The 16,400-nt window shown below is 39.5% G+C and carries 18 protein-coding genes; 14 read left to right on the top strand and 4 right to left on the bottom strand.

Going from position 1 to position 16,400, the window contains the following annotated elements; translation table 11 throughout:
* The first annotated feature begins 42 nt into the window (after positions 1-42).
* Positions 43-1,545 (top strand): sugar ABC transporter ATP-binding protein, encoded by a 1,503-nt coding sequence (locus tag DZB84_RS03505; protein ID WP_116350885.1) that lies wholly within the window; start codon positions 43-45, stop codon positions 1,543-1,545.
* A gap of 1 nt (position 1,546) precedes the next feature.
* Positions 1,547-2,605, top strand: coding sequence for an ABC transporter permease (locus tag DZB84_RS03500; RefSeq protein ID WP_116350884.1), 1,059 nt, complete (start codon positions 1,547-1,549; stop codon positions 2,603-2,605).
* Positions 2,606-2,733: 128 nt separating this feature from the next.
* On the opposite strand, the gene DZB84_RS03495 is transcribed toward DZB84_RS03500, so the two are convergent.
* Complete coding sequence (locus tag DZB84_RS03495; protein WP_116350883.1) at positions 2,734-3,669, bottom strand: amidohydrolase family protein; 936 nt, start codon at positions 3,667-3,669, stop codon at positions 2,734-2,736.
* 242 nt (positions 3,670-3,911) lie between these two features.
* Between DZB84_RS03495 and DZB84_RS03490 the strand changes: the two genes are divergently transcribed.
* From DZB84_RS03490 to DZB84_RS03445, 10 genes are all read left to right on the top strand, one after another.
* The gene (locus DZB84_RS03490; RefSeq protein WP_116350882.1) at positions 3,912-5,375 is read left to right on the top strand and encodes an aldehyde dehydrogenase; all 1,464 of its coding nucleotides are present in this window, start codon (positions 3,912-3,914) and stop codon (positions 5,373-5,375) included.
* 16 nt (positions 5,376-5,391) lie between these two features.
* Entirely contained in the window at positions 5,392-6,168 is a 777-nt protein-coding gene (locus DZB84_RS03485) for a 2-keto-4-pentenoate hydratase (protein ID WP_116350881.1), read from the top strand.
* 21 nt (positions 6,169-6,189) lie between these two features.
* Positions 6,190-7,074: an acetaldehyde dehydrogenase (acetylating) gene (locus DZB84_RS03480; protein ID WP_116350880.1), complete on the top strand. Its 885-nt coding sequence runs from the start codon at positions 6,190-6,192 to the stop codon at positions 7,072-7,074.
* A gap of 17 nt (positions 7,075-7,091) precedes the next feature.
* Complete coding sequence (gene dmpG / locus DZB84_RS03475) at positions 7,092-8,114, top strand: 4-hydroxy-2-oxovalerate aldolase (protein ID WP_116350879.1); 1,023 nt, start codon at positions 7,092-7,094, stop codon at positions 8,112-8,114.
* Between the two features lie 12 nt (positions 8,115-8,126).
* The gene (locus DZB84_RS03470) at positions 8,127-8,909 is read left to right on the top strand and encodes a 2-keto-4-pentenoate hydratase (RefSeq protein WP_116350878.1); all 783 of its coding nucleotides are present in this window, start codon (positions 8,127-8,129) and stop codon (positions 8,907-8,909) included.
* A gap of 16 nt (positions 8,910-8,925) precedes the next feature.
* Positions 8,926-9,108 (top strand): 4-oxalocrotonate tautomerase, encoded by a 183-nt coding sequence (locus DZB84_RS03465; protein ID WP_116350877.1) that lies wholly within the window; start codon positions 8,926-8,928, stop codon positions 9,106-9,108.
* A 120-nt stretch (positions 9,109-9,228) separates the two neighbouring features.
* Complete coding sequence (locus tag DZB84_RS03460; RefSeq protein WP_116350876.1) at positions 9,229-10,077, top strand: DODA-type extradiol aromatic ring-opening family dioxygenase; 849 nt, start codon at positions 9,229-9,231, stop codon at positions 10,075-10,077.
* A gap of 31 nt (positions 10,078-10,108) precedes the next feature.
* Positions 10,109-11,317 (top strand): 4-hydroxybenzoate 3-monooxygenase, encoded by a 1,209-nt coding sequence (gene pobA / locus DZB84_RS03455; protein WP_116350875.1) that lies wholly within the window; start codon positions 10,109-10,111, stop codon positions 11,315-11,317.
* 93 nt (positions 11,318-11,410) lie between these two features.
* The gene (locus DZB84_RS03450; protein ID WP_116350874.1) at positions 11,411-13,027 is read left to right on the top strand and encodes an ABC1 kinase family protein; all 1,617 of its coding nucleotides are present in this window, start codon (positions 11,411-11,413) and stop codon (positions 13,025-13,027) included.
* A gap of 11 nt (positions 13,028-13,038) precedes the next feature.
* Complete coding sequence (locus DZB84_RS03445; protein WP_317616339.1) at positions 13,039-13,239, top strand: DNA-directed RNA polymerase subunit alpha C-terminal domain-containing protein; 201 nt, start codon at positions 13,039-13,041, stop codon at positions 13,237-13,239.
* Positions 13,240-13,255: 16 nt separating this feature from the next.
* Here the strand turns inward: DZB84_RS03445 and DZB84_RS24790 are convergent, their stop codons facing one another.
* Positions 13,256-13,432, bottom strand: a complete 177-nt coding sequence (locus DZB84_RS24790) for a hypothetical protein (RefSeq protein ID WP_189655133.1) — start codon at positions 13,430-13,432, stop codon at positions 13,256-13,258.
* Positions 13,433-13,575: 143 nt separating this feature from the next.
* Between DZB84_RS24790 and DZB84_RS03440 the strand changes: the two genes are divergently transcribed.
* Positions 13,576-14,931 (top strand): MFS transporter, encoded by a 1,356-nt coding sequence (locus tag DZB84_RS03440; protein WP_116350872.1) that lies wholly within the window; start codon positions 13,576-13,578, stop codon positions 14,929-14,931.
* 316 nt (positions 14,932-15,247) lie between these two features.
* Here DZB84_RS03440 and DZB84_RS24785 read toward each other — a convergent pair whose 3' ends face one another.
* Both DZB84_RS24785 and DZB84_RS03435 read right to left on the bottom strand, forming a co-directional pair.
* Positions 15,248-15,412, bottom strand: coding sequence for a hypothetical protein (locus tag DZB84_RS24785; RefSeq protein ID WP_189655132.1), 165 nt, complete (start codon positions 15,410-15,412; stop codon positions 15,248-15,250).
* 54 nt (positions 15,413-15,466) lie between these two features.
* Positions 15,467-15,712, bottom strand: a complete 246-nt coding sequence (locus DZB84_RS03435; RefSeq protein WP_116350871.1) for a DUF2164 domain-containing protein — start codon at positions 15,710-15,712, stop codon at positions 15,467-15,469.
* Between the two features lie 37 nt (positions 15,713-15,749).
* Between DZB84_RS03435 and DZB84_RS03430 the strand changes: the two genes are divergently transcribed.
* The gene (locus tag DZB84_RS03430) at positions 15,750-16,169 is read left to right on the top strand and encodes a hypothetical protein (RefSeq protein WP_116350870.1); all 420 of its coding nucleotides are present in this window, start codon (positions 15,750-15,752) and stop codon (positions 16,167-16,169) included.
* The last annotated feature ends 231 nt before the right edge of the window (positions 16,170-16,400 follow it).

The raw sequence follows: 16,400 nt of genomic DNA, 5'->3' as shown, positions 1-16,400 counted from the left end.
TTTTGAGTGTTGTAATGATTTTAAAGGTTTGGAAGTGATGACATGATAATTGAGATGAAACATATTCGAAAATCCTTTGGAAGCAATGATGTACTTAAGGATGTATCCTTTTCCTTAAAAGGCGGTGAAATCTGCGCATTGCTTGGAGAAAATGGGGCTGGTAAGTCCACGCTAATGAACATATTGGGTGGAGTCTTGCAAATGGATTCTGGTTCAATCCATATTGATGGGAACCAAGTGGAATTTGCTAAACCAGCAGAATCTCAGGAAGCAGGAATTGCTTTCATTCATCAGGAACTGAACTTAATCAACGATTTACCAATCTATGAAAATATGTTCCTTGGTCGTGAGCTAAAAACAAAAAGAGGCAGTCTGGATTTAGAAAAAATGTATCAAGATACGAAAGAAATGTTTAAAAAAATGAATGTTGAACTAGATCCAAATAAATTGGTGCGTGACCTTGATGCTTCCTATAAACAAATTATTGAAATATGTCGGGCTATGATGACAAAAGCATCTATTATTATTATGGATGAACCGACCACTTCCTTAACTGACCAGGAAATTGAGCGAGTATTTGCGATGATGAGAACACTTAAGGAGCATAATGTCGGTATTATTTTTATCTCCCATAAATTAAATGAAGTGATGGAAATTTGTAATCGTTATCTCGTGCTGCGTGATGGAAAAGTGGTGTCCGAAGGAAATGTAACTGAAGTAACGACAAATGATTTGGCGCGATACATGGTAGGACATGAAGTGAGAACAGAACCTTTATCTAGGGAGAAGAATCTTGGAAATGAGATTCTGCGTGTAGAAGGGTTAACTACAGGTCATATTTTTAGAGATATTAGTTTTTCAATCCGAGCAGGTGAAATAGTAGGTTTTACTGGACTACTTGGAGATGGTCGAAGTGAACTTTTTCAATCTGTTTTTGGAGCTTATCCAATCTCATTTGGAAAAATTATCTTAAATGGGAAAGAGGTTAAAATCACGAGTACGACTAAAGCAATCAAAGAAGGAATTGCGTACCTGCCACGAAATCGTAAAGAAAATGCGATTATCAAGGATATGAACATTTTAGAAAATGCATCAATTGTTACGTGGCCTACATTTTCAAAACGGGGTACAATCAATACGAAAATGCATCAGGCGATTTTTGAAGAGCAGAGGATAGCATTACGATTAAAAATGGGGGAACTTACAGATGGCATCACGAGTCTATCTGGAGGCAACCAACAAAAGGTCGTCCTAGCAAAATGGTTAGCGGCTAACCCAAAACTTCTTATCTTGGACAATCCTACCCAAGGTGTTGACGTAGGGGCAAAGGAAGATATATATGACATTATCTTGAAACTTGCTGAAGAAAACATAGCTGTTGTTGTTCTTTCCAGTGAAGCACAGGAAATCATTCGTGTCTGTGACCGAGCAATCGTCATGTACCATGGAACCATTCAAGGAGAAGTCGCTGGAGAAGCTATGAATGAGCATGCCATCATGAGTCTTGCTACGGGTGGGGACTTAAGTGAGGGAGAGGTAAGCTAATATGAAGCCAAGTATAGAGCATACAACGATAAAAAATAAAAAAAACTTCTTTGATTGGTTTAAATATAAATGGTCAAATGATCCACTATTCAGTATCGCAATTGCATTAATTATTATGATTATTTTACAAACCTTGGTTTTAGGTTTTGATTACAATTCTTTTGGGGAATGGTCTCAATCATGGATTAACAACTGGATTAATATTTTACGAAATAATGCAGGTACAGCTATTGTTGCTTTAGGAATGACGTTTGTTATTATGACAGGCGGTATTGATTTAGCAGTTGGTTCAACCTTGGTTGTTACAGGTGCCTTTTCAATGATGCTTTTAGATACGGGTACAAAAGGATTTCTAGGAATAATGGGAATTACAGGCGTACCTGCAATGATGATCACGATCGTATTCGTATTACTAGCAGGATATCTTTTAGGTTCACTTATTGGAGTTAGTATAACAAAGGGGAATGTACCCCCATTTATTGCTACATTAGGAGCAATGATGATTTTTAGAAGTGTTACACAGCATTTTATGCAAGGGTATAATCCTACTGTACCAGTAGAATTTTTACAGATTGCTAGCTTTAAAATCGGAAATTACATGATTATGCCAATTGTTTATTGGGCGGTCATTGCGTATATTCTCTACTATGTATCGAAAAGAACAACCTTTGGAAGGCATATCATTGCGGTCGGATCAAATGAAAGGGCTGCTAAGCTTTCTGGTATTAATGTAGAGAAAGTGAAGCTCCGTGTATACGCTCTAATGGGGTTGCTAGTGTCAATTGCTGCAATTATCCAGGTTTCACGAATTGGATCAATGGACTTTTCTAATGCAGGTAGAGGAATGGAAATGGATGCTATCGCAGCAGCGGTTGTTGGGGGAACAAATATGATGGGTGGAAGAGGTTTCATCCTGGGAACTGTTTACGGTATGTTAATTATTGCTGTTATGAATAACTTACTTAATCTTTTCGGTGTGCCACCGTTTTTAAGGGAAGCATTTAAAGGGGTAATCGTAATTGCGGCTGTTTTATTGCAGAAAAAAGAGAAAGCTTCATAATGCATTTATTAACTATAGCGAAAATCTGAGTACATCACTTACATATAAGTGGTGTATTTTTTTACCGCACCGTTTCTGTCTAAAAAAAGGAAAACTCCTTATTTTTGATAAGGAGTTTTACCTATGATTTATCCAAGTAACGAAACGACACCCTGTTGATACTTTTCCTCAGGTGGCCATACAGCAAGGTCAAAGGGATAATCTGAACCAGGTACGACTCTGTTATGTCCAACTGTTTTACAGAGGAATTCGAGACTTTCTTGGTTCCACAAAACGGTGTCATACCAGAAGCGTTTTATGTACTCAGATGGTGGGGCTTGAAGGTTTGTGGATACTAGTTTCCATTGCTCATACCCCTTATCCAATCTCCCAATTTGATATGGAAGGAATCCACCTCCATGGGCAAATAAAATTTTCACATTAGGATATCGATCAATCAGTCCACTTAATAAAATATCAGTTGCACAAATGGTCGTTTCCCACGGAACACCGATAAGGTTTGGCATCATTCTTCTTTGAAGTCGTGGATCTTCCGCTAAAAGTGGATGGATAAAAACGATGGCATTAAGCCGGTTTGCTTCTTCAAAAAATGGAGTGAAAAATTCATCAGATAACATTCGACCTGGTAAGCCAGGACCGATGATGACTCCCTTTAGTCCAAGATTCATTCCTTCTTGTAAAATTTGAGCTGCTTTGTCAGGATTCGTAAGAGGGACAGTTCCGAGTGCTGAAATTTTCTGTGGTGCTGTTTTTGTCCATTGTGCTAACGAATGATTGTATACATGAGAAATATCAGATGAAATGTCATCAGGAAAATCATACAAGAAAAGCTGTGGAATGGGTGAAACAAGGGAATGGGTGACGCCTGCTTTCTCTTGTTCTTTTACATAAAGATGACTGTCAATGAAAGCTTGTTTGAGTTCAAAGCCCCATTTTTCATTCACCACTAAAAATTCATCCTTGTTCGCTTCTTTTTTTACCCATTTTGCGTTTACTGTTTGTTGATGATCCTTTAGCCATGTAATGACATCAGGTGGGATAAAATGTGTGTGAAAATCATGCATTGCCTCTACCTCCTAGTTAGTAACGTTGTTCATAGTACGTAATATAGCAAAGAAGTATGTACTTGAAAAGGTAGAATCAAAAATATTTCGACTTGTTAGACAACTATATTTTTCGGAAAATGAAATTTATTTTGTAGTTGTTCCACATAGAGAAACAACAGTGTTGTTTATGACATCGATAGAGGGTACGATACAGTCATAAATTATCAAAAAATTTTGTTAATAAAAGGAGGAATTGTTTCATGCAAGTAGAAACAAGAGTACAAGCAATAAATTGTTTACATTTTATTAACGGACAATTTGTTGAATCACAGAATCAAAAAACATTTACCAATATCAATCCTGCTACCGAAGAGGTACTGGGAACTGTTGCAGAGGGTGGGAAAGAAGAGGTCGACTTTGCTGTAGCTGCTGCCAGAAGAGCTTTAAATGGAAAGTGGAAAAACACAACAGTTGAGGAGCGTTCGAAAATACTTCGTCGGATTGGAGATTTAATCCTTGAAAGACAAGAGGAGCTCGCACGCCTAGAATCTTTAGATACTGGAAAGCCATTCTGGTTAGCAAATAGTGTTGATATTCCACGTGCAGCATATAACTTCCACTTTTTTGCTGATTATATGGTCTCAGTAAATACGGATGCGAATTTACAAGACGATAAAGCCTTACATTATACCCATCGTCGTCCGGTTGGGGTGGTTGGGATTATTAAGCCATGGAACCTACCGTTACTGCTGCTAACTTGGAAATTAGCACCATGTCTAGCAATGGGGAACACAGCGGTCATCAAACCAGCTGAATGGACACCCATGACTGCAACAGTCTTGATGGAGATTTGTAAAGAAGCCGGAGTTCCGGACGGGGTTGTCAATTTAGTTCATGGATTTGGTACCAACTCTGCAGGAAGTGCAATCTCTGAGCATCCAGATGTGGATGCAATTTCCTTTATCGGTGAACCGGGAACGGGATCAGCGATTATGAGAGCGGCTTCTAACTCATTGAAAAAATTATCCTTTGAGCTTGGTGGAAAAAATCCAAATATTATTTTCGCGGATTCCGACCTTGATGAGGTTGTTGAAACGACGATTAAATCAAGCTTTATTAATCAAGGTGAAGTGTGTCTATGTGGTTCGAGAATTTATGTGGAACGTCCAGTATACGAAGAGTTCTTAAACAAGTTCTCTGAGAAAGTGAAGGCATTAAAAGTAGGTCAACCGGAAAATGCAGATACCAATGTCGGGGCATTAATCAGTAAAGAACATTATGATCGTGTGAATAGCTATCTTGAAATTGCTCGCAATGATGGTGGGAATTTTGTAACAGGTGGAAATCGTCCCGAGGGACTAGACAAAGGCTATTTTTTAGAGCCTACGATTATTACAGGGCTGGATCGAAATTCTCGTTGTGTGCGTGAAGAGATCTTTGGACCGGTTGTGACGGTTACTCCATTTGATATTGAAGAAGAAGTCATCATGCAGGCAAATGATACGCATTACGGTTTAAGTGCGACCATTTGGACGAATGATCTCCGCCGTGCTCACCGTGTAGCCCACCAAATTGAAGCCGGAATAATTTGGGTCAACACATGGTTTTTGCGTGACCTTCGTACACCATTTGGTGGCATGAAGCATAGTGGTATCGGCAGAACCGGTGGAATGCATAGTCTTGATTTTTACTCAGAATTATCCAATATCACAATCAAACTTTAAGGAAGGGTGTGTGACCGTGTCAAATAAAATCGAACAATTTGCCTTGCAATTGGCTGAAGCAGAGTCTACTCGCATTGGAATTGAAGCGCCAACTTCAGTAGATTCAGAGCTAACAGTCAAGGACGCTTATTATATTCAGCTTGAAAATATTAAAAAAAGGGTAGCGGAAGGACAGAAGATCGTCGGGAAAAAAATCGGGTTAACCTCTTTAGCGATGCAGAATCTATTAGGGGTAGATGAACCGGATTACGGCCACTTATTGGACAGCATGGTGGTCGAAAATGGTGGAAAGATTTCGATTGACAAAGTACTGCAGCCTAAGATGGAAGGTGAGATTGCATTTATTTTAAAGAAGGATTTACGTGGTCCGAATGTGACTGCGCTTGATGTACTTCAAGCAACCGAGTATATCGTTCCAGCATTAGAAATCGTCGATAGTAGAGTGAAAGATTGGAAGATTAAGCTTGCAGACACGGTTGCCGATAATGCATCTTCTGGGTTTTATGTACTTGGTGGAAAACCAACTAAAGTAGAAGATATTGATCTCGAGTTAATCGGGATGACTCTATCAAAGAACGGCGAGTTGGTTAATACAGGTGTCGGTGCAGCAGCATTGGGAAATCCCGCAAACTGTGTCGCATGGCTAGCGAATAAACTTTCTGAATTTGATATACCGCTTCGCGCAGGAGAGGTTATTTTATCGGGTGCCTTATCAGCGGCAATAGAAGCACATGAAGGTGATTCATTCACTGCACGATTTGCCCACATAGGTCAAGTGAGTGTTCGTTTTTAAAAATAGGGAGGGGAGAAATAGATGTCAAAAGTAAAAGTTGCCATTCTTGGCTCAGGAAATATTGGCACAGATCTTATGCTAAAACTTCGTAGGTCTAACATACTTGAATTAACGACCGTTATTGGAATTGAACCAGAGTCAGATGGATTAAGAAAAGCTCGAGAGTACGGGTTTGAAACGATTGATACTGGAATAAACGGATTTTTAGAAAGACCCGAACTGGCTGATATTGTGTTTGATGCAACAAGTGCGAAAGCACATATCCGTCATGCCAAACTTTTAAAAGACGCTGGAAAGCAGGTGCTCGATTTAACGCCAGCTGCAGTAGGGCCATTCGTTGTACCCTCTGTGAATCTAGGGGAGCATGTGGAAGCAGAGAATATTAACCTCATAACTTGTGGAGGTCAAGCAACGATTCCGATGGTTCATGCGATTAACCGCGTCCAACAGGTTGAGTATGCGGAAATTGTCGCAACGATTTCAAGTAAGAGTGCAGGACCAGGAACGAGAGCTAATATTGATGAATTTACGCAAACAACTGCCCGTGGAATTGAAAGGATTGGCGGCGCAAGAAGAGGAAAAGCGATTATCATTTTAAATCCAGCAGAACCTCCTATTATCATGCGAGACACCATTCATGTCATTGTCGAGGGTGAATCTGTTCAGCAGGAAGAAATTACAGCTTCAATCAAGGAAATGGAAAAGCAGGTTCAAGCCTATGTACCAGGATATCGTCTGAGACAAGAGCCAATCTTCGATGACAACCGAATTACCGTCTTTATTGAAGTAGAAGGGGCTGGCGATTATCTACCGAAGTATTCCGGAAACTTAGATATTATGACTGCAGCCGCCGTGAAAGTCGCCGAAGAATGGGCACAGCATAAAGTTTCGAAAGTCAATGTTTAAGGGAGGGGGAATAAGAGATGACCAATGATAGAGATGTATTAATTACGGAAGTTGCATTGCGAGATGGTAGTCATGCGATTAGGCATCAATTTACCGTTGAACAAGTCACAAATATCGCCAAGGCTTTAGATGAAGCAAATGTTCCTTATATCGAAGTATCCCATGGTGATGGGCTGGGAGGCTCGTCCTTGCAATACGGACTATCCCTAACAAATGAATTGGAGTTAATAGAAGCGGCAGCATCAGTTGTAAACAATGCGAAAATTGCTGTCCTTCTCTTACCAGGGATTGGAACAATGCCAGAGTTAAAGCAAGCGGCCCAGTTAGGAGCGAAAATGGCTCGAATTGCAACACACGTCACGGAGGCTGATGTTTCACCGCAGCATATCGCCACAGCAAAGGATCTTGGACTTGAAACAGTTGGGTTTCTTATGATGTCCCATATGGCACCAACTGCAAAATTAGTCGAACAAGCCAAATTAATGGAAAGCTATGGTGCCGATACCGTTTATGTCGTTGATTCGGCTGGAGCCCTCTTGCCACATCAAGTATCAGAAAGAATTCGTGCTCTCAAAGATACGTTGACGGTTAATGTTGGTTTCCATGCCCATAATAATCTTTCCTTAGCCATGGCCAATACACTTGCGGCCATTCAGGAAGGAGCTACTAGAATTGATGGTAGTATTCGCTGTTTAGGTGCAGGGGCTGGGAATACACAAACGGAAGTACTTGTTTCCGTCCTCGATAAAATGGGGATAAAAACGGGAGTCGATCTTTTTAAAATGATGGATATTGCAGAAGAATTGGTTGCACCAATTTTAGAGAAACCACAGGAAATTACAAGAGATAGTCTTGTCCTTGGCTATGCAGGTGTCTATTCAAGCTTCCTGCTTTTTGCTCAGCGTGCTGCGAAAAAATTCAACATTGACTCGCGCGAGATCTTAATCGAACTTGGAAGAAGACAAGTTGTGGGTGGTCAAGAAGATATGATCATGGATGTAGCAGCAGAATTGGCAGCAAAAAAGCATGCTGTCGTTTAAGGAGGATATCGAATGAGCCAATATAAAGAAATTGCCCAATACCTCGTTTCAGCAGAAGTTGAAAGACGCGAAGTTCCAAGAGTTACAGCGAACTTAAAGCCAGATTTAACGGTTGAAGAGGCATATCTTGTTCAGGAAGAAATCGTCAACATGAAAGTAAATGAAGGGAAACGTATTGTGGGTCCTAAGATGGGTTTAACAAGTCCGGCAAAAATGAAGCAGATGGGAATTACAGATCCGATTTACGGCTATGTGTTTGATTATATGTTGATTGAAAATGGAGGAAAGGCTCGCCTAAGCGACCAAATTCATCCTAAAGTTGAGGCGGAAATTGCGTTTGTAATTGGCGAGGATATAGAAGGTCCTGGTATTACAGGGGCACAGGTTTTAGCAAAAACGGAATATGTATTACCGGCACTTGAGTTGATTGATAGCCGTTATGAAAATTTCCATTTTACCTTACCGGATGTAATTGCCGATAACGCTTCTACGTCACGCGTTGTGTTAGGGACAACACTGAAGAAGCCTGAACAATTTGAGCTTGACCTTGTAGGTGCCACTTTGTCCATTAATGGTGAAATAAAAGAACTGGGTGCAGGAGCTGCAGTTCTTGGTCACCCGGCAAATTCAATCGCGATGCTTGCGAATATGCTTGCAGCTAAAGGTGGAAAGATACACAAAGGTGACATTATTTTATCTGGCGGGATTACGAGTGCCGTAATGTTGCAACATGGTGATGTCGTAAGTGGTAAATTCGATGGATTTGGTGAAGTTAGTTTCACTGTAACAGATTAAGAGAGGAAGGGTCTTCATGCCAATTATACACGTGCAAATGATGGAAGGCAGACCGAAGGAGAAAGTCGCTGAATTAATTCGTAATGTAACAAACACGGTCTCTGAAACTTTAGGTTCGGATAAGGAAACCATTCGAGTACTCGTTACTGAAATTCCAAAAACACATTGGGGTAAAGCGGGAGAACCCGTTGGAAAATAGAGTAATCACAAAGGGGAAGCAAGATTGATAGCTCTTGCTTCCCATATTCACATTTTAATTGAGGGCGTTTTCCAAAGAGCTTGATAGATTCGAATAATCTTATTTTAGGAGGGAATTAGGATGACAATTGAATGTAGCATGCTTGTACCACATGTTCCATCTATGTGTCATGCAGATCAAGTACCTGAGTTCCAACAGGATATGGCTTCTGCGATGAATGAAATAGGGAAGAGACTAAAGGAGATCAAACCGGATGTCATCGTCTTAGTTTCTTGTCACTGGCCGTCAACCTTTTTTCATTATGTTGATTGTACGTCAGTTCATAAAGGGATCTTAACTGCGATTGAAGCACCTGATTTAATTAAGGATGTTCCATATCACTATCCTGGTGATGAAGATTTGGCGAAAGAATTGGTAAAAGCGGGTGAAGAGGCAGGTCTTCAGGTTCAAGGGGTAAATGATCCCTATTATGTATGGGATTATGGCAGTGTAGTTCCATTGCGCTACTTAGTTCCAGACGAAGATATTCCCGTCATCAATTTATCAGTTACGTTGGCTGCATCTATAGAAGAGACCTATAGGTGGGGGCAAGTTATTGGTAAGGTTCTGCGGGAAAGTGATAAAAAGGTAGTCTTTATTTCAAGTGGTGCCCTCTCTCATAACCTAGTAAGGGGTAGACATAATAAGCCAACCGTTACAGAACATGCGATGGATAAACAATTTATTGAATTTATCATGAATAAAGATTATCAGTCAGCTTATGACATGCTTCCGGAGTATGCACGGTTTGCGAGGGTAGAATCTGGTGGGCGTCATCTTGCAATGTTATTAAGCATTATTGATGAAAATGCAGAACCTACTTATCTAGCAGATGGTCAATCATCTGGAAGTTGGAATGCTCTCATTACATTTGGTTTAAGAAAATTATCTGACATGGCTAATTTAGAAGAAAGCGAATATGCAAAGTAATCGATTAAACCAAATATAAAGGGGGGAGATCATGAAAACGAAAGTGGGGATCATAGGGGCAGGTCCAGCAGGACTCATGCTTTCCCATTTACTACACCTACAAGGAATCGAGTCAATTATCCTTGAGTCACGTTCCCGTGAGGCTATTGAAGGAACCGTTCGTGCTGGAGTGTTGGAGCAAGGTACTATTGACCTTTTGAATGCGACAGGTGTCGGAGAGCGGATGATGAGAGAAGGACATGTCCACGAAGGAATTGAATTGCAATTTAAAGATAAAAGGCATCGCATTGATTTCAAAGAGCTTACTGGTGGAAAGAAAATTATGGTGTACGCCCAGCACGAAGTTATAAAAGACTTAGTAGCTGCACGCCTAGAAGCGGGTGGACAAATATATTTCAACGTCAGTGATGTGAGCTTACATCAGTTAGAAACCGACACACCGAAAATCAAGTTCCGTAGTGAGGCTGGAAAAGAACTTGAGGATATGGAATGTGATTTTATTGCGGGATGTGACGGTTTTCATGGTCCAAGTCGAAAAGCCATACCTGACCGTGTAAAGGTCGAAAAGCAAAAGATCTATCCATTTGGATGGCTTGGAATTTTAGCGGAAGCACCGCCGGCAAACCCAGAATTAATCTATTCCAATCATGAACGAGGCTTTGCTTTAATTAGTACGAGGTCTCCTGAGATTCAACGTTATTATATCCAGGTAAATCCTAACGACGATATTAAAAACTGGTCTGATGACCGAATTTGGGCAGAACTTCATGCAAGAGTGGACATGGATGGATGGAGTTTAAAAGATGGTCCGATTATTCAAAAAAATATTGTTTCAATGAGAAGCTTTGTTTGTGAAACAATGAGATATGGTCGCCTTTTCTTAGCTGGTGATGCTGCCCATATTGTTCCGCCAACTGGCGCGAAAGGATTAAATCTAGCACTTGCTGATATCCAAGTCCTGGCCAAGGGGATTAGTGAATTCTATCAAGTTGGTAAAGACGAAACTCTTGATCAGTATTCAGAAATTTGTCTGCGACGGGTTTGGAAAGCCCAACGATTCTCATATTGGATGACGACGATGCTCCATCGAGATTTTGAACATAGTAGCTTTGAACATGGCATCCAGCTAGCAGAATTAGAGTATCTGACTTCATCAAGGGCTGCCATGACAAGTCTATCCGAAAACTATGTAGGATTACCTTTAGAAATACCGTCCAATGTCGAAAAACTACAAATATAAAGACACCTAAAAGCATTTCTTTTTTAAAGGAGAAATGCTTTTTATATTGAAATATTTCTAATAGGAACGTTTGGGGAAATGAGTGAATGCTAAATGAAGACGAGAAATAAGATTGTTCGAATGTCCAAAGTCCTTTCAATGGCTTTTGTGATTTTTATTAAAATCTATTGGTTTAAGTTTCGTAAAAAGCCACAGAAGGAATGGGATAAACTATGGGCGGATATTGGTACAAGGTTTCGTAAGACACTTTTTGAATTGGAAGGTCTACTCATTAAGGTTGGTCAAATCTTAAGCACGAGGGCCGATTTGCTACCCGAACCTTTTATTAAGCAAATCCAAGACCTTACCGATAAAGTGCCTTCGTCAGATTGGAAGGTTATTGAAGAAATTCTTAAAGAGGAGTGGGGGAGCTCCCTTTATGAGATTTTACAATCAATCGAAAAAGAGGCAATTGCTTCTGCGTCGATTGGAGAAGTATATAAGGGAATCTTATCAAATGGAGAAAAAATTGCCGTTAAAGTCCAAAGACCACAAATCCAATCAATACTTAAAACAGATTTCCGAACATTGGCTATTATCATTTGGTTTGCTGATCATTTTGTACCTGTTCCAAAGGGGTTTATCAACTTTAAGGTTCTGTTTAAAGAAATAAAACAAGTGATTGAGCGCGAGTTGGATTATTCAATGGAGCTACATACCCTTGAAATTTTTAAAGAACGTTTTAAGAATCAAGATGGAGTTATTATCCCTAAGGTCTACCCTGAGTATAGTACATCAAAGGTTCTCGTGATGGAATGGGTAGACGGAATCAAGATTTCAGACATCGTCGATGTGCAATCGTTGGATCGAAAACGTCTTGCCCAGAATTTAATTGAACTCTTCCTTCCTCAATGGCTCGAACCTGGTTTGTTTCACGCAGACCCGCATCCGGGGAATGTCCTTTTAACAAAGGAAGGTCAAATTATTTTACTAGATTTCGGTATGGTTGGAGAAATCTCGAAAAAAGATGCTACGAACTTTCAAAGGTTGGTTGAAAGCTTTCTTACCAAGAATTATACAAAGGCAGTCGAGTGTTTATCGCAGTTGGGATTCTTATTACCTGAATCTGACCATAGAACGATGGAGAAACTACTAGAGGAATGGATGTCGTTTGATTTGTCCCAATTAAAGGAAATTGACCTAATCGCATTAAAACGTGAAATGAATGACATTGTTCAGGCACTCCCCATTCAGGTCCCAACACGATTTGTCTTTTTAGGTCGCTCCTTCGTCGCAATTGAAGGGATTTTACTCCATTTAATCCCTGAGGAAGAGGCTTTAGATATCGTTAAGCCTGTATTTATGAATTGGCTACATAAAAGTGGTAATCGGAAATGGACATTTGTCTTGAATTGGATTCAAGCTCTACCGGTGTTTAAGATCTTTCATTCAGTTCAGGACTTCTTACAGTTACCTCAAACATTAGAAAATTTGAAGGAAGTTGAACAGCGAAGAAAATTTCAATTTACGATTTATGAAAATAATAAAAAGCATTTATTCCTGCTATCTTTATTTGGTTTTTCTGGAATTGCAGCCGGCATGATTGCTTCGCAATCATTGTTCCTATACATTTCTGCCGGGATCGCGGTTATATCGGGGATAGGGTATTTTATGATGAGTAATAGACAGAAAAAGTGGATGAAGTATATGCATGAAAAAAGAAAAAGATAAAAGGGGAAAATATGATGGCTGAAATAGATGAATTAAAATTAAGCAAACCAGCATTACGTGCCTTGCATGGAGCGGGATACGTCATGCTAGAGCAGTACACGAAGCTAACCGAAAAAGAAGTGTTGGCCCTACACGGAGTCGGCCCAACTGCCATAAGGGAGCTCCGAAAAGCTCTCGAAGAAAAGGGGCTTTCTTTTAAAGTTGAAGAATAAACGAAAATCGCGAGGATCATTCCCCGCGATTTTCTTGTTCATTACGCTTTTTATTTTGATTATAAATATACTGGATCATCTTCATTGTTCGACTACCTTGAATCATAATCACAATGGTATAGATGGTTGTTAAAATAACTCCAAGGATCGCAATCCAGAACAGTGTTGTGATTTTCGTAGCTCTACTTAACATATCAATCCCCCAATTCTTAAATCTATTTGTAGTTTTTGCCACGATGAGGAGATTATCCATGCATTTTTAACGGAATGTATTTTTCCACCGGAGAAAAAGTTTGTATGATACACTATTTAAACTAGGTAAAAGGGGAGTACATCATGTCTGATACTATAAAAAAACCAACATTATTCATCATTGCGATTGCATTGGGGGCCATTTTAAATCCACTTAACACCACGATGATTACGGTCGCTTTACCGTCGATACAACAGGATTTCGAGCTTTCATCAACTGATACTTCATGGTTAATCGCCTCTTACTTCATAGTAAGTGCAATTTTTTTACCAATTATCGGAAGACTTAGTGATTATTATGGAAGGAAACGAATTTTTCTAATCGGATTATTGCTCGTCTTGATATCATCTGTCCTTGCGCCAATGTCGAAAAGCATGATGATGCTTCTAAGCATGAGATTGATTCAAGCGCTTGGCACATCAGCACTTTATCCAGCAGGGATAGGGATGGTCCGCTTGTATATTAAACAAAATCAAAATCGAGTGATAGGTACGTTAGCGGTTTTTGCAACTACTTCCGCTGCGTTTGGACCAACGATTAGTGGTTTACTGATTCAATATGGAGGCTGGTCTGTTATTTTCTATGTCAATTTTCCGGTCATTTTTCTGTCTGCACTTTTAACGTGGCTCTATATCCCGAAAGATGAGCCAATTAAAGGGAACGCTTTTAAATGGGATATTGTCGGAATGATTCTATTCAGTGCTCTTATCACAAGTTGTATGGTCTTTTTGCTATCATTGGAAGGCGGCTTTAATGGGTGGTCTTTGATTGTTTCGATTGGTTTGTCGATTCTTTTTTATACGTATGAAAAAAAGAAAGCAGATCCTTTGATCAATGTCGTCTTTTTGCAAAGGAATCCTACGATTTCTATTATTTATGCACAGTACATCTTAGCAACGTTGATATTCTTCTCAATCCTTTTGTTTGCGCCGATCTATTTACAGGAGGTTATCGAGCTGGGTTCAGAATACACTGGATTGATGATGTTGGCGTTATCCGTATTTGCGATGATCACAACACCAATTGCCACCAGATGGGCAGAAAGAGTGGGATACCGCGTTCCGTTACTTGTTGGCGCGGGAATTGGAATTGTGGGAGTCGCATTCCTTTATATGACTACCAACAATTCCTCGTTGACGTGGATTGTCCTGGTTTTGGCGGTGTTTGGAATTAGTAACGGTCTGATGAATATTAGCCTGCAAAACCTGTTATACACATTTATTGGTGTCGCTCAAACAGGAATTGCGTCGGGTTTGTTGATGACTTCAAGATTCATCGGAAACATCCTAGCATCAAGCATATATGGTGTCGTTTTTGCGATTGGGCTAAATGATATGAGTAAAAATTCGATGGCGATCGTTTTGTTGGCTGTTTCACTGGTCATCATTCCGGGCATGTTTTACGTAACGAATCAAAAAATGAAGACAGAACAATGGTAAAGGAACAAGCCATAATGCATCGAGGGCATTATGGCTTGTTTTTTATCAAAGCTAAAACATATTGATTTGGGTGTTGCAAAATGTCTATGCGGGAAGGTCTCGGAGACAAAACTAGTTCAAATTTTAATTAAAATGTCTCTGATAAGCCGTTTCAAGGACAAATCCGATTAAATAACTGGATGAATTGTCCGTGAGAAGTCTTCTCGAAGACAAACCTAGAGCAAATGCTTTACAAAATGTCCTTGAGTAACAACCATGTCCCTTTAATAAACAAAATATTCCTAGATTAAGAAGGATTCTTCCTTTTTCTCTCGAACTATTTAGGTAGATTTTTTTTCAATTTTATAAACGTTTCAACCGACTCATCAAGCAATCTTTCACGATTCATGTCTTCGTTGACATCAGTATCAACTTCCATCTCTGATTTGAAAACACCATATGTATCATCTGGATCAAAAAGATTATTGTTGTCTTTTTTCATACGGTTGCTCACACTCCTCGTATAGTAGTGTTAGCAACCGTATGAAAATCTACTCTATCTTTTAATAGGTCTTTCGAGCGTTAAAATTTCATCGTCAAGAGAAGCGAATTGTTGATCCACAACCGCTTTTACATCATGGACGGCAGCATTGTAGATATGTGGTGCCAGTTTTTCTTTTACAAAATGTAATACCTGTTCTGCTGCAAACTCACTGATTTCTTCGTCTCTTTCAAGTGAGAAAAATTCCTGTATATCGGAAATCATGAATTGCTGTTGTTCTTTTGTAAGCTTAATAAACAATAAAAACACTCCTTACATTTGAAAGGTGGATTTCGCAATGAAATTGAAAACCATTTTGATCGTCATTCCACTACTTCTTGTCCTACTATACAGTTTTACATACGTACCTCACAAGTTATTTGATATTAATCCTTCCGATGTTTCAAAAATAAATATAGTCGATGGGAATTCGGGATTTAGATTTGATATTACTTCAGAGGAGGAGATCCACCGAATCATCAAGAATTTAAACGAGGTTACGTTTAAAAAGGGGAAGCCCTCGGCAGGCTATATGGGATATCGCTTTGACACAACCATTTACAACAAAAAAGGAGATCCAATGAAAGAACTAATCATTAACTCTAGTGACACCCTTCGATACAAACGATTCTTCTATACAACAACAGACATCCCACTTGAATATGAGTTCATCGATGAAGTAGAGAACCAGAGGGACGGTTCTGTTGGCTCTCATTAGTTAATTAAGGAAAAAAAGGGAACCCCCGGAACAGACTAACGGTTACACTTCAGAGGTACAAACAAGTAAAACGCGTAGCAAAAACGCATTTGAATTCACAGTAAAATGATATGCTCCCCTAAAGGTAGACAGATGAAATAAAAAAATCTGTTTCCTTTGGGGGAGTTTTTTGTATGGCTAAAAGTAAGTTTTCTAAGGAAGAAAAATATAAAATTTTAAAAGCTTATGAAA

It is taken from the genome of Bacillus sp. HNG, assembly GCF_003400205.1.
GTDB lineage: Bacteria > Bacillota > Bacilli > Bacillales > Bacillaceae_L > Ferdinandcohnia.
Note: the sequence above shows the minus strand (reverse complement) of the source record. Positions and strands in the feature narration are given on the sequence as shown.

Coding starts and splice junctions, on each gene's coding strand:
- DZB84_RS03505 (WP_116350885.1), top strand. CDS start 43: ATGATAATTGAGATGAAACATATTCGAAAATCCTTTGGAAGCAATGAT.
- DZB84_RS03500 (WP_116350884.1), top strand. CDS start 1,547: ATGAAGCCAAGTATAGAGCATACAACGATAAAAAATAAAAAAAACTTC.
- DZB84_RS03495 (WP_116350883.1), bottom strand. CDS start 3,669: ATGCATGATTTTCACACACATTTTATCCCACCTGATGTCATTACATGG.
- DZB84_RS03490 (WP_116350882.1), top strand. CDS start 3,912: ATGCAAGTAGAAACAAGAGTACAAGCAATAAATTGTTTACATTTTATT.
- DZB84_RS03480 (WP_116350880.1), top strand. CDS start 6,190: ATGTCAAAAGTAAAAGTTGCCATTCTTGGCTCAGGAAATATTGGCACA.
- dmpG (WP_116350879.1), top strand. CDS start 7,092: ATGACCAATGATAGAGATGTATTAATTACGGAAGTTGCATTGCGAGAT.
- DZB84_RS03470 (WP_116350878.1), top strand. CDS start 8,127: ATGAGCCAATATAAAGAAATTGCCCAATACCTCGTTTCAGCAGAAGTT.
- DZB84_RS03465 (WP_116350877.1), top strand. CDS start 8,926: ATGCCAATTATACACGTGCAAATGATGGAAGGCAGACCGAAGGAGAAA.
- DZB84_RS03460 (WP_116350876.1), top strand. CDS start 9,229: ATGACAATTGAATGTAGCATGCTTGTACCACATGTTCCATCTATGTGT.
- pobA (WP_116350875.1), top strand. CDS start 10,109: ATGAAAACGAAAGTGGGGATCATAGGGGCAGGTCCAGCAGGACTCATG.
- DZB84_RS03450 (WP_116350874.1), top strand. CDS start 11,411: ATGAAGACGAGAAATAAGATTGTTCGAATGTCCAAAGTCCTTTCAATG.
- DZB84_RS03445 (WP_317616339.1), top strand. CDS start 13,039: ATGATGGCTGAAATAGATGAATTAAAATTAAGCAAACCAGCATTACGT.
- DZB84_RS24790 (WP_189655133.1), bottom strand. CDS start 13,432: ATGTTAAGTAGAGCTACGAAAATCACAACACTGTTCTGGATTGCGATC.
- DZB84_RS03440 (WP_116350872.1), top strand. CDS start 13,576: ATGTCTGATACTATAAAAAAACCAACATTATTCATCATTGCGATTGCA.
- DZB84_RS24785 (WP_189655132.1), bottom strand. CDS start 15,412: ATGAAAAAAGACAACAATAATCTTTTTGATCCAGATGATACATATGGT.
- DZB84_RS03430 (WP_116350870.1), top strand. CDS start 15,750: ATGAAATTGAAAACCATTTTGATCGTCATTCCACTACTTCTTGTCCTA.